The organism is Clostridioides sp. ES-S-0010-02 (assembly GCA_020641055.1).
Lineage (GTDB): Bacteria > Bacillota > Clostridia > Peptostreptococcales > Peptostreptococcaceae > Clostridioides.
In genome coordinates this window covers 922120-936118 of sequence record CP067345.1, presented here as the reverse complement: position 1 = coordinate 936118, position 13999 = coordinate 922120, and the positions used below count along the sequence as shown (strand labels likewise).

Below are 13999 nucleotides of genomic sequence, written 5' to 3'. Positions count from 1 at the left end.
GATATCACTCCTTAGGCATATATTTTTCAAAATATTCATCACGAATACGTTTAAGTTCACTTTTTGGTAACATACTAAGAAGCTTCCATCCAATTTCTAATGTTTGCTCAATAGTTCTGTCAGTTCTAAATCCTTGTGAAACGTATTCTTTCTCAAATTCATCTGCAAATTTTGCATACATTAAATCAATTTCAGAAAGTGCAGATTCACCCAATATTGCCATAAGTTCTTTTGCATCTTTACCTCTTGAATATGCTGCAAAAAGCTGGTTCATTGTATCTGCGTGGTCCTCACGAGTCTTACCTTTACCAATTCCCTTATCTTTAAGACGAGAAAGTGATGGTAAAACATCTATAGGAGGCTGTATATCTTTTTTATAAAGTTCACGGTTAAGTATAATTTGTCCTTCTGTAATGTATCCTGTAAGGTCAGGAATTGGATGTGTTTTATCATCCTCAGGCATTGTAAGTATTGGAATCATTGTTATAGACCCTTCATGTCCTTTCATTTTTCCTGCTCTTTCATACATTGTAGCAAGGTCAGTATAAAGATAACCTGGATATCCACGACGTCCTGGAACTTCTTTTTTGGCTGCGGAAACTTCACGTAATGCTTCTGCATAGTTTGTAATATCTGTTATTATAACAAGTACATGCATATCTTGCTCAAAAGCAAGGTATTCTGCTGCTGTAAGTGCCATTCTAGGTGTAGATACACGCTCTACTGCTGGGTCATTTGCAAGGTTTACAAATACCACAGAACGGTCAATTGCTCCTGTTGCTTTAAAATCACTTATGAAGAAATCTGCATCTTCAAAAGTTATACCAACAGCTGCAAATACAACGGCAAACTTAGAGTCAGTTCCACGAACTTTTGCCTGTCTTGCAATTTGAACTGCAAGATTAGCATGTGGCAAACCAGAACCTGAGAATATAGGAAGTTTTTGCCCTCTAACCAAGGTATTAAGCCCGTCTATAGCAGAAACACCAGTCTGTATAAACTCAGCTGGATAATCACGTGCTGCTGGATTTATAGGTGCACCATTTATATCAAGTCTTTTATCTGGTATAATTTCTGGTCCACCATCAATAGGTTTACCCATTCCACTAAAAACACGACCTAATATGTCTGGTGAAACTCCAAAATCAAGACTCTTTCCTAAAAAACGTACTTTACTTTCAGCAAGGTTTATACCTGTTGAACTTTCAAAAAGTTGAACAAGTGCAGTATCTTCATTTACTTCTAGAACTTTACAACGACGAATTTCTCCACTTGAAAGCTCAATTTCTCCAAGTTCATCAAATTTTACACCTTCTACGCCGTTTATTAACATAAGAGGACCAGCTACCTCTTGTATTGACTTATATTCCTTTATCATAGTTCTTCAGCCCCCCTCTTCTTAATAAGGTCAGCAAGCTCGTTGTCTATTTCATCTTCAATTGCATCGTAAGCAGCATCTAGTTTATCTTCTTCTACATACTTAGCACGACCAATCTTTTCAAGAACTGAAAGCTTGATAATATCATTTATAGTAACATTTTGCTTAATAGCATCTTGTGCTGACTTATAGAATTTTAGAATAAGCCCCATCATTCTATACTGTTTGTGAAGTGATGTATAAGTATCAACTTCATGGAAAGAGTTTTGATGAAGGAAGTCCTCTCTTATAGAACGAGTGACTTCTAGTATCAATCTATCTCCATCTGAAAGTGAGTCAACACCAACCAATTGAACTATCTCTTGAAGCTCAGATTCAACTTGCAAAAGTTTCATAGCTTGAGCTCTTTGAGCTGAGAAATTATCATTTACATTTTTATCTGCCCATACATCAACTTTCTCCTGATAAAGTGAATAACTTGTTAACCAGTTAATTGCTGGGAAGTGACGTTTATATGCTAATGAAGCATCAAGTCCCCAGAATACTTTTACTATACGAAGTGTTGCTTGGCTAACAGGTTCTGATGTATCACCACCAGGAGGAGAAACAGCACCAATTGCTGTAAGAGTTCCTTCTCTATCATCCATACCTAGACAGTTTACTTTTCCTGCTCTCTCATAGAATTGAGCAAGACGCGAACCTAAATACGCTGGGTAACCTTCTTCACCTGGCATCTCTTCCAAACGCCCACTCATCTCTCTAAGAGCCTCTGCCCATCTTGATGTAGAATCTGCCATAAGTGCAACACTGTATCCCATATCTCTAAAATATTCAGCTATTGTAATACCAGTGTATATAGAGGCCTCACGCGCAGCAACTGGCATATCTGATGTATTAGCTATAAGTACTGTTCTTTGCATAAGTGACTCACCTGTTCTCGGGTCTTTTAGTTCAGGGAATTCAAGAAGAACATCTGTCATTTCATTTCCACGTTCTCCACATCCTATATATACAACTATATCTGCATCTGCCCATTTAGCAAGCTGATGCTGTGTAACAGTTTTTCCACTTCCAAAAGGTCCTGGAATAGCTGCTACCCCACCTTTTGTAATTGGGAAAAATGTATCTATAACTCTTTGACCTGTAACAAGAAGTGAATCTGGTGTTTTCTTTTCCCTATATGGTCTTTCTTTTCTAACTGGCCATTTTTGCATCATAGTTACAGCTATATCATTACCTTTTTCGTCTGTGATAACACAAACTGTATCCTCAACAGTAAATTCTCCAGAATATATTTCTTTTATAGTACCTTTTACGCCATAAGGAACCATAATCTTACATTCCACTACAGCAGTTTCTTGAACTACCCCAATTATATCTCCTGCTACGACTTTATCACCAGCAGATTTTTTAGGTTTGAATTCCCATTTAATTGTTCTATCAAGTGAAGATACTTCAACACCTTTAGTTATATTAGTACCTGAAATTTCATACATTTTTTCAAGTGGACGTTGAATACCATCATAAATAGTTGAAATAAGACCTGGCCCAAGTTCAACACTCATAGGCATTCCAAGAGAAACCACTTCTTCTCCTGGTCCTAGACCAGAAGTTTCCTCATAAACCTGTATAGAAGCCTTATCTCCATGCATTTCAATAATCTCGCCTATAAGATGTTTATCAGAAACTCTTACGACATCAAACATATTCGCATCTCTCATGCCCTCCGCTACGACAAGCGGTCCTGACACCTTTACAATTGTGCCTGTTTTCATATTCTCTCACCTGCAATCATATACTTTATCAAAATTTAAATATTCCCTCCTATATTTTATCAATACATTTTTTAGCATTAACAAAATTTGAGATTGTCTCTTATTCAATTTGCATCTATTCTTTAAATAATATATCTGCACCTATAGCACGTTTACTAGATTCTCTTACTTCATTCATACCTAATCCCATACTTCCTCCAATACCTGGAATAACTATAATAGCAGGAAGTTGATAGTCTTTGTATTTTGCTATTGATTCTTTTGCAAGCAATGACGCCTGTTCTGTAATATAAATTATCGCATATTCATCTTCAACCAACTTATGTATACTTTTTTTAATTTCGTCACTATCATAGGCTGGGAAGATATCTATTCCAAGAGCTAAAAATCCCATGATGCTATCTTTATCTCCAACTACTCCTACCTTATACATAAGCATCCCTTAGCCTTTCTTTTATAGTATCTGCGTCTATATTATTAAGCTTACTAGTCAAAATAATTCTTATTGTTTTTATCTCTGATTCTTTAGCATATAAATATGCAATTAGCGGTTCTAGTGTAAGAGGTTTAAATTTTGCATCTCTAACATATTCCATAAGATAATCATCACAAAGTTTTTCAAAGACAGTAAATCCACTATCCATGCCATTTTTACAGACATCAGAGTAAGAAGTAGATTTAAAACATGATGCTGGAGTGTCTGAAGAAAAAGCTTCTAAGAATTTTTCTTTATCAAGTGAGCCACCTGAAATAAACACATTCATAAACATATCAAAATCTTTCTTCATGTTTTTAACTCTTATAAAACTCTTTAGATTTGTTAAATCACAAACTTTCATAACATAATCTATTACAAATTTATTTTGACTTTCTGTAGCTGTCTCTTTCATACTTGAAAAAGTTGCTTTATCTAAAACAATATCAACCATCTGACCATTTTGTGTTTTACTATAAATATCAAATGCATCTATTATTGCTCCTGCCATTATCTTAGGTAAATCACTAAAACTACGATTTGCTAAAGATTCTTTAAGCTTCGCAAGTGAAATTGTACCTCCATCAATTAAGTACTTTTCACCATCTACACCAGAAATTTCTTCTTTAATCAAAACTTTTAAGTTATGATAATCATTTTTATAAAGGAATACATCAACAAATTTTTCTTCAGGGGCTAGACCTTTAAGAATTTCATATGTTTTAGATAATTCTTGAGTCAAAACATTCTCAAAATTGTGAACATTATTATTTGACGAATCCGTATAACCCGCTTCTGCTATAATTCTTAAAGAGTCTTCAGGGCTTTTAGCTTCTGCCATTTGAATAAACATTTGTCTGTTAAGAAGCTGTTTTTCAAGCACTCTTATTCGTGCCACGGCATAGGGATAAGTTTTTTCTTCTGCCATCTTTTAACCCCCTCCTTAATTAAACAAAATTTCTGCTGCAATTTGCTCAATATCTTCATGCTCTACTGCAATTATAGCTTCAAACGAATAATTATACTCAATGTCACCTTTTTTAACTATGAAACCTCCAGTAATATCTCTAGTTTCATCAGATACTTTAATGCCTTTTTTAGATAATACATCTTTTAATGTTTTTCTATCTTTTTTAGATAATACTATCTCAGATCCATCTGTACAATTCGCTTTTTCAATCATATTTAATATAATTTGTTCATATTCACTATCTTTAAGATTTAGAAGTTTATTTTTAGCTTCTAAAATTACTGCTTCTAAAATCTGTTGTTTCTTTGATAATATTTGTTTCTTAGCCTCCATATAAGCTCCTGATATTTCCTTAGAAGCTGCTTTCTCTGCTTCTGCCTCTGCAAGCTTTGTATAGGAAGCCATTTCCTTTTCAGCTTTTTCATTAGCTGAACTTATCTTTAAATCTGCTTCACTTTTAGCTTTATCCAATATTTCTTGTGCCTCTTGTTTGGCATCAGCTATAATTCTGTCAATCATTTTTTGTTCATTACCCATAGGAGTGCTTCCTCCTTTTCATTTTTTTTACTTATGAATTATATTCTATAATTAACCAACTGCAATTCCATTGTAAGCTAAGAAAGAAACAAGTAGTCCTAAAAGAGCATATGTTTCAACTATCGCTGCAAATGTTATAGCTTTACCAAGTTCTTCAGGTCTTTTAGCAACTATTCCAACCCCTGCTGCTGCTGCCTTACCTTGTGCAATACCTGATACTAAGCCAACTAGACCAATTGGAAGTCCTGCCATAAGAAGTTGTAAACCTTGAGCTGATGTTGGTATCGCATCTCCACCAATAATTCCTGCTTTTGATAAAATAAGGAAAGCTATGATAAATCCATATAGACCTTGTGTACCAGGAAGAAGTTGCAAAACTAGAAGTTGACCGAATTTACTAGGGTCTTCTGTTACAACACCTGCTGCGGCTTGACCTGCTATTGAAGTACCTTTAGCAGAACCCATACCTGCAAATAACGCTGCTATAGCAGCTCCTGATATTGCCAAAAATTGACCATTTCCTAACGCGTTTAAAAATTCCATATTTACATCTCCTTTTTATTAATGCTTGTATATTTTGTTTTATACTTAAACGGAACAAAAGGAACTCCTCCGCCTTCATAAAACTTATTGAAAAATTCTACATACTGTAACCTACTTGTATGAACATATGCACCTAGTGCATTTATAAGAAGGTTTATTGTGTGTCCTACAACACCAATTACAACTGCAAATATTGGACCAGCTATAGCCCCTAAAAGATTGATAACCTGCCCTATAACTCCTGTTGTTAGACAAAGAGCCATAATTCTTGTATAAGATAATATATCAGCAAAATAACTTGTTATACCATAAAGACTTGAAAATCCTTTAAAAAGCTTAACAGGAACACCTTTAAAGCTTCTTCCTTGAGTAAGGATAAGACCTATAGCACCTATAATTGCTAAATATTTTCCTACTTCAGAAAATACGCCAATATCTCCTGCAACAAAAGGTATTATAAGTAGACATACCCCTGTTATACATAAATACCAAAACCCTATATCAAAAATTGCATCTATTACCTTTCCATCTCTTATTAATGTATATGCTTTAATTCCCAAACCTACATATATATGGATAATACCGAACAGTAATGACATCCCCATAAGTACCATAACATCCTCTAAAGGATTAATTAAAGCTTTTATAGGAACTAAATCCCCCAAAATACCCCCGAATATAAGACCCCATATAGTAGTTGAAACTCCACAAATACCAATAAGTTTAATTAAATTTCCTTCACCCTTTTTCATTTTTGATTTGTATACAATAAATCCACAAGCTAGGGCAATTATTATCCCATATGCAGCATCACTTAGCATCATTCCAAAGAATACAACATAGAAAAAAGTCATAATCGTATTTGGGTCAATATCTTTTGTGCTTGGACAACTGTACATGTTTGTTACACTTTCAAAAGGTGTTACAAGTTTATTGTTTTCAAGTAGAATCGGGAAACCTTCTTCTTTGTTTCCTTCCTCTGTTTGAACACAACAATCAAACTTTTCTGTGATTTCACTAATTAGGTCGCTTGCACTTTTACTTGGTAACCAACCATTAAGACAGAATGTTGTTTTTGTTTTTACAAGTCTCTCTATAATCTTTTTCTGGTCTCTTTCTATAGTGTAAAAGTCATATAGATTTTCAAGCATGTGTATATTATTTCCATGATTTTTGATTTCTTCTGTCTTATTTTTAGAAACGTTTTCCTGTCTAATTATCATTTCATTGTATTTCTTGATAGCTTGTGATGGTGTCCCTTCCTCACTTGGTAATGTAACTATTGCAAAATTAAATTCTTTAAGAACTTCTGTAGCATTATCAAAAGTTTCTTTTAAAGTAATTAAATAAACATAGTTCATTAACTTGTCAGAATCAATAATTCCAAGAACACTTTCTGGCACTTCATCCTCTAGTCTAACTCTTAAAGCATCAATATTTGCATTTGTGGGTATAGTTCCTAGAATAGTTTTTGTATACTTAGTTTCCATCTTTTCAAAAGGAACATCAAAGTTTACCCATGGCTCTAACATACTTTTATTATTATTTAATAAATTTATGTTACTCCTTATTGTACCTATCTCTTTATTTAGATTATTTAACTCCAAAACTTCAGCATAAATTTCATCTTCTTTTTCACTGTCAATTTTGTTAAATTCTCTTTTTGGTGCAAACATAGCTTTCTTTTGTTTCACTAGTGAAGAAACAATGTCAATCGCTTGATTCACATGTGCCATCTTCTGTTCTAGCATTATAACCTCTGACTCCTCACCATCTTTTGTAAGATGATTTTTTAACTCATCCATTTCAGTAAGAAAGGCACTATCATCAATCTGAACAAATCCACGGTTCATAAGTAGCTTTAAAATTTGGCTTTTTTGAGCTTCTAAGCCAACAATAGATATCTTGTTCATATTAACTATTGCCATATTATCTCACTACCTTTCCAATAACCGCTTCGATTGCCTTACTTCGTCTTTCTGTCGCAGTTTTTTCAATTTTCAGACATTCACTTTTAGCATCTGCCAAGATTTTATCAACCTCTGCTTTACTGTCGGTGACTGCCTTCTCAACAAGAGTTTCTTCCATAAGCTTTGCTTGCTTTTTTACATCAGTCAAGATGCTTTCACATTCGTTTACAGCATCAGCTCTGATAGACTCTGCATCAGTAACAGCTTTTACTTTAATACTGTCTGCTGTCTGCTCTGCCTCAACAATGCTTTTTATTATTTCAAAAGCCATCCAAATCACCTCTCTTACCTTTTTACTATGTATATAACTAATTAGAGTTTTTTATTCTAATTAGATTACTACCTCATTGTTAAAGTATAAACAGCATTTTTATATAATAATTAATTTTTTTCAACATTTATTTTTTAATAAAACATATTTTAGAGTAGTACTTGCTTAGACTTACATTCTTTTTTGACTTACTTTTAGACTATGACATGAGTATGATTTTTAAATATCATTATTTTCAATAATTATAATTTAAAGCAATATGGTTTGTCAATAGCGTTATTTTGTTTTGAAATTAACGGTTTATCGACATTTTCAATTTTTATTTCAATTTTTTTTTACATATAACTTTATTTATTCCATATAAATTATTTTTATCTTTTTTTTCAACACATAGAATGATAAAACTTATTGTTTTTTTTGAATTTTTAGAAATATCTTATATTTTTTCATCTAACTTTTATAAATCATCAGCTCATATCGATTTTTGTCAGCTTATTTTAGTTTAATTTTTTCTAAATTTATTAGATATAAGTTAATCCTTTTTTAAGATTGATAAAATTTACACTTATTTTTAAATACTTTAGTCCCTCAATCATTATCTTAACTTTAAATAAGTAATACCACTAATTAGTTTATATATTATATATTCGCCAACATGATGAAAAAATCCTCGAACCAATCACTCCAATCTTCAATAGGATATGCAGCTCCTCCATTTACGCTTTTTAAAAGATTGGATGTATATTCTTCTCCTATAGAAAAAAGTTCACCTATCGTTATATCATATCCTCTAGATGTAACTACTTTACAAAATGAATCCATAACATCACGTTGTTTTCTTGTTTCCATAATCTCTTTCTTAAACTCTGAATCGTTCTTTGCTTCATCTAAAATTTTAATTAATTTTTCATTCATTATATACATTCCTTTCTATATAAAAAAGAAGCCATCTAAAAAAAACTAAGATGACTTCACTTAATCGTTATAAACAATATTTTTACTAGTATAAAATAATTGGTGTACCTGGTTCTATATTTTCATAGATTTTCTTTGCCTTAGAAAAAGGTGTGTTTACACATCCATGTGAACCTGAAGATCTATATATACCTCCACCAAAAGAACCTCTCCAAGTAGCATCATGAATTCCTATATTTCCATTAAATGGAAGCCAATAACTTACAGGTGAACTATAGCCTTGACCAGTTAAAGAAACATTTCTAGCTTTATAGTTAAGAGGATATATCCCTGATGGGGTAGCAAATCCTCTACCTAAATCGCCTGTTACAACATCTGTTGATACAAGCATTTCTCCATTCTTAAAGAACCACATGTGTTGGTCAGAAAGACTAATCTCAACATATGTATTACCAATATCATCTTTATTACGAGATACAGCTTTTTGTATGTAGATAGGTTCTCTTGTAACATTTTTTCCAGCTTTTACAACATCAACTAAAGCTTCTGCTTCTTTCTTTTTATCTATCAACCATCCATAAATTCCACCTGAAATAGTAATCTCTTTGCCAGTTGCAGTTTTAAATGGTCTTGAATCTCCAAAAGTACTATATTTTTTGCTTAATCCTCTTGTATACTCTACCATCACATCATTATCGAAAGTTATGTCATAATTTTTTTCTGAGTCTACCTTTAACCACTTATTAATCTCAGAACCATCTAAAGTTTCCTTACGGTCACTAAAATCATATGTAACAACTACACTGACATATTTATCTAATGTCTTAATAGCCTCTTTTAACTTTTCTGAATCCTTTGTATTGTTTGGAACTTCATATAATTTACTCTCCTCTAAAGAAACAGAAGTAACACCAGAATTAATTGATTTTTTTACTAATTTATAAAAATCATCTTTTTTTACTTTGTTTCCAAGTACTTCTGGTACTATAACATAAGCATTTTTACTGCTATCATACTTAGGGTATGCACTCTTAGGCTCTACAACATTTTTACTATCAAAACAAGATAAAGCATTAAACCCTTTTTCTAGTAAATCTTTATCATATGAAAGAGTTACCATATTATTATACTCTTTAGATTTAAATATTCCACCAATCCATCCAAACGCACTTTGGCTATCTTTTATTTTTTGAACCTTATCATCTGGTGTAAACTTTAAATCTATATCTTTTGCTTTTATTTGTTCTTTTTTATTGTTTCTTTCCTCTAGACTTAAAGTATAAGAATTAGTACTTGATGTTAATAAATCATTTACTTGTTCAACTGTCTTTCCTGAAGCTTTCACACCATTAATAGTTGTACCAAAGTAAAAATGATTTCTAAAAAAGATTGCCATCCCTATATAAGCTACAATCAAAACACCTACTACTATAGCTATCTTAACTTTTAGATTTTTTTGCCCACTTTCTTGTTTTGCCTCTTTTCCTTCAATCATAACTAAATCCTTTCTTCATTATAATTACCTATGTACTTTACTAGTTTTAAAAAACCTTATTTCTTCTATATACCCAAACTATTATATTATTAATTTATATTTTTAAAGATAGAGTTATTTACATGATATCAATTTATATTTCAGATAAAATGATTATTGTCAATTCCCCCTTTCAAAATCCCTTAAATATAACCTCTGCTATAATAATATATTACCATACTTTTAAGCATCAGTGTGGCTATCTGTCTATTTTTGTTACATTAAACTACTATTTCCAAAAAAAGAAACTAATATCTTGTTAGTTTCCTTTTTTGATTCATTCTTATATATTAGTCTCCAACTTAACATAACGTTGTTATATACATTTTATATAATTATTATTTAATTATTTTAGTTTCTATATCCTTTCCATCTGCATACTCTTTAAGTAAATCCTTAGCGTATCCAAAGTACTCTTCAATATCTGATTCCGAACTAAATGAAAATATACAAATTAGTATTTCAATTGCATCTGTTGTTATCATAGCTCTCTCGGAATCACTAGTTGGGCTTCCAAATTTACCTAATGAATCAGATAATATAGGTAGATTTTCTATATTTATCAACTCTTTTCCAATACCTTTATACTGCTCGCCTTCATCACCTACAGTAAAACATATTGGTGGATGTAGTTTACTTACATTATATGTACCAACTGGATATAATGATTTTATAGATATTAGATTATTTATTTCAACTATATTATTTATTGTATATAGACCCTTACCTTGAACAATTCTTCTAACTAATGCTTCTGAAGACGTTCTATATCTACTTGGATTTTTACCAAGTTCTTTATATGCATCTCTTGCATCTTTAATCTTATCCAATTTCGTAATATCTTCAATTTCTAGCTTTTGATTCAAAATATCACAAAACTCATTTATCCCATTTATTAACTTTTCTGAGCTTTTATTTACTACTACTTTTGCTTGGATACATCCTAATTTTGCATCAGGCCATTTGTCCTTAAGTTTTTTATCAATGCTTATATCTATCATACTCAAACAACTCCTATCATTAAATTTTTATTTAAGTTTTTTATCATCTATACATTATAGTACTATTCTTTTGTTAATAACATATTTATATCCAAAATAATTTATTTTTAACAGATTTTTATAAAAGATAATTACTTTCCTCATATCTGAATCTTACAAAATAAAAACACTAATTATCTAGCAAGCATTTATTAAATCCAAGCATATATAATAGTGTTTTATATGAAAAAATAAATTTTATTTTTAAAGTAATTTCATAAAATTTTGAACTGGCATTGGTCTTGCAAAATAAAACCCCTGAACTAAATCACATCCAAATTGCTTCATTAACTCAGCCTGTTTCTTACTCTCAACGCCTTCTATAATTACAATTAAATCTAATGATTTTGCTAGAGATACTATAGACTTTGCTATATTACGACTTTTCTCATCATTTTCAATACCATTAAGAAAAGACTTATCTAATTTTAATACATCAATTGGCATGTCCCTTAGACAACTAATAGAAGAATAACCTGTTCCAAAATCATCCATAGAAATTGAAAATCCATGCTTCCTTAATTCATTTAAAACACTTTTTAGTATATTTAATTCATTAATAACTACAGTTTCTGTTATCTCTAATTCAATTAAATTTGAATGTATGTTATATGTTTGGATAGTACTATTGATAAATTTTACAATATCTGGTTGATATAACTCAACTCTAGATAGGTTTACTGAAACTGGTACTAATTTTTTCCCTTGTTTTTCCCATTTAGATAAATCGCTACAAACTCTTTCAAATACAAATCTACCTATTTTTAAAATCAATTGACTTTTTTCTGCTATTGGAATAAATATAGCTGGACTTATAAACCCATGTTCAGGATGATTCCATCTTATCAGTGCTTCACTTCCTATCATCTCACCATTTACAAGTGAAAACTTAGGTTGATAATAAACTTCAAATTGATTCTTTACTAATGCTGTCTTTATATCATCTAAAATTATAGATTCCTCACTAAGCTTATTTCTAACATCTTCATTATAAATAGCATAGTTTATATTTTTACCTTTGGCAATAGACCTTGCCATATTAGCTTTATTTACAGCCTTTTGAGCATCTACTTCTCCTTCTTCTACGAAGTAAATACCCACACAAAGAGAAATTTCAAATACTGTATTTAGATTATTTTCAATATTACTTCGTATACTATCAATTTTTTTTATAATTTTATTTCTTCCATTTTTGTATTCACAAAAAATAGCAAAATAGTCACTTGAAAGCCGTGCATATATTTCACCTTCTGTTAGTTCCTCTTTTAAAGCACTTGCTATAGTAATTAATAGATTATCACCAAATTCATATCCAAAAGTATCATTAATCATTTTAAAATTATCAATATCAAAATATACTATAATATAATTTAAAGATGGTTTATTTAAAAGATACTTACTACATTCTCTATAAAATTTATTTTGATTTCCTATATGTGTAACTCTATCTTCATATGCTAAACTTAATATTTCTTTTTCATTAGATTTTTTTATGTACATTATATAGAAAATAATTGCAATAAACACAAATATAATCAATAATACTGCATATACAGCTCTCTTAATAATTTGCTCAGAATTACGGAATATAACATTTTCTGGAATTGAAAAAATCAAGTTCCAATCCTTTATATAATTATCTTTTTTCTTTCCATTATCCATAGTAGCATATCCTAGGTATCGTCTTTCTCCTGACATATTTAAGATTGCAGCACCTGTTTTATTTTCTTCTAATTGTTTTTTTAATTGATTTACATCTTTAATATCATTATCCTGCTTTAACAATTCATAAATATTTCTTGATAATCTATCTTGTTGAGGATGAAGTATAACTGTCCCATTATTTTTTACAACATAAGATATACTATTATTTTCATAAAAAGATACATTTATAAGTTTCATTAGAGTATTGACATCATAAGTACAATACAAAACTCCAACTACTTTATCATTATTTAATATTGGTACTGAGATAGTAATCTTTTTTACAGACTTATTTACTTCATCAATATATGGGCTTGAAACATACTTTTTACCATTAATTGAATTTTTGAAGAATTCTCTATCCTTAACAGAAAACTTATTACCCTTAGTATTTTCTGCATTCCCATTTATATCAACAATTGCCATAGTATAAAATTTTTGGTTTTCCATTTCATCTAAAAGCTTTTTTATTTTTTCTTCATTAGACATGTTAGGATTTGAAGTATAATAACTTGAAAAAATATTTAAAATATCTAAATCTTTTTCAATTTGTCTTTGTGCTAACTGAGAACCTTGTATCGCAACTTCTTTTATATGTACTTCTGCCTCTGATATAAGAAGTTTTCTTGTATCTTCTATATATAGATATCCTAATATCAGAAATAATGATGCCATTAAAAGAATTATAATTAATGTAACACTTTTATTTCTTTTAGTCATCTTACCCCTCCCTTAATTAGTCAACACTTTATATCCCTATTTATATCTTTATTAATACAAATTTATTACTTATCTTACATACAAATATACCCAAATATTACATATAGATTCATTCTAATTATTATAATAACATTATTTAATTGAATTTTGAATTAAAGTTTCAAAAC

The 13999-nt window shown here is 30.6% G+C and carries 12 protein-coding genes; all 12 read right to left on the bottom strand.

Going from position 1 to position 13999, the window contains the following annotated elements; genetic code table 11:
* Nucleotides 1-4 precede the first annotated feature (4 nt).
* The 12 genes from JJC01_04640 to JJC01_04585 all read right to left on the bottom strand — a co-directional run bounded on the left by JJC01_04640 (nt 5) and on the right by JJC01_04585 (nt 13832).
* Nucleotides 5-1378: a V-type ATP synthase subunit B gene (locus JJC01_04640; GenBank protein UDN59151.1), complete on the bottom strand. Its 1374-nt coding sequence runs from the start codon at nt 1376-1378 to the stop codon at nt 5-7.
* The gene (locus JJC01_04635) at nt 1375-3153 is read right to left on the bottom strand and encodes a V-type ATP synthase subunit A (GenBank protein UDN59150.1); all 1779 of its coding nucleotides are present in this window, start codon (nt 3151-3153) and stop codon (nt 1375-1377) included. Before JJC01_04635 ends, JJC01_04640 begins: the two co-directional genes overlap by 4 nt.
* A gap of 115 nt (nt 3154-3268) precedes the next feature.
* A complete protein-coding gene (locus tag JJC01_04630; protein UDN59149.1) occupies nt 3269-3592 on the bottom strand; it encodes a V-type ATP synthase subunit F in 324 nt (107 codons plus the stop codon).
* Nucleotides 3579-4556, bottom strand: coding sequence for a V-type ATP synthase subunit C (locus JJC01_04625; protein UDN59148.1), 978 nt, complete (start codon nt 4554-4556; stop codon nt 3579-3581). Before JJC01_04625 ends, JJC01_04630 begins: the two co-directional genes overlap by 14 nt.
* 15 nt (nt 4557-4571) lie before the next feature.
* A complete protein-coding gene (locus JJC01_04620) occupies nt 4572-5135 on the bottom strand; it encodes a V-type ATP synthase subunit E (GenBank protein UDN59147.1) in 564 nt (187 codons plus the stop codon).
* Between the two features lie 51 nt (nt 5136-5186).
* Complete coding sequence (locus JJC01_04615) at nt 5187-5678, bottom strand: V-type ATP synthase subunit K (protein ID UDN59146.1); 492 nt, start codon at nt 5676-5678, stop codon at nt 5187-5189.
* 2 nt (nt 5679-5680) lie between these two features.
* Nucleotides 5681-7606, bottom strand: a complete 1926-nt coding sequence (locus JJC01_04610; GenBank protein UDN59145.1) for a V-type ATP synthase subunit I — start codon at nt 7604-7606, stop codon at nt 5681-5683.
* A 1-nt stretch (nt 7607) separates the two neighbouring features.
* Complete coding sequence (locus JJC01_04605; GenBank protein ID UDN60125.1) at nt 7608-7919, bottom strand: hypothetical protein; 312 nt, start codon at nt 7917-7919, stop codon at nt 7608-7610.
* Between the two features lie 639 nt (nt 7920-8558).
* Complete coding sequence (locus JJC01_04600; GenBank protein ID UDN59144.1) at nt 8559-8834, bottom strand: hypothetical protein; 276 nt, start codon at nt 8832-8834, stop codon at nt 8559-8561.
* 85 nt (nt 8835-8919) lie between these two features.
* Nucleotides 8920-10329, bottom strand: a complete 1410-nt coding sequence (locus tag JJC01_04595) for a peptidoglycan binding domain-containing protein (protein ID UDN59143.1) — start codon at nt 10327-10329, stop codon at nt 8920-8922.
* A 377-nt stretch (nt 10330-10706) separates the two neighbouring features.
* Nucleotides 10707-11369: a hypothetical protein gene (locus JJC01_04590; protein UDN59142.1), complete on the bottom strand. Its 663-nt coding sequence runs from the start codon at nt 11367-11369 to the stop codon at nt 10707-10709.
* 243 nt (nt 11370-11612) lie between these two features.
* Complete coding sequence (locus JJC01_04585) at nt 11613-13832, bottom strand: EAL domain-containing protein (protein UDN59141.1); 2220 nt, start codon at nt 13830-13832, stop codon at nt 11613-11615.
* Between the last annotated feature and the right edge of the window lie 167 nt (nt 13833-13999).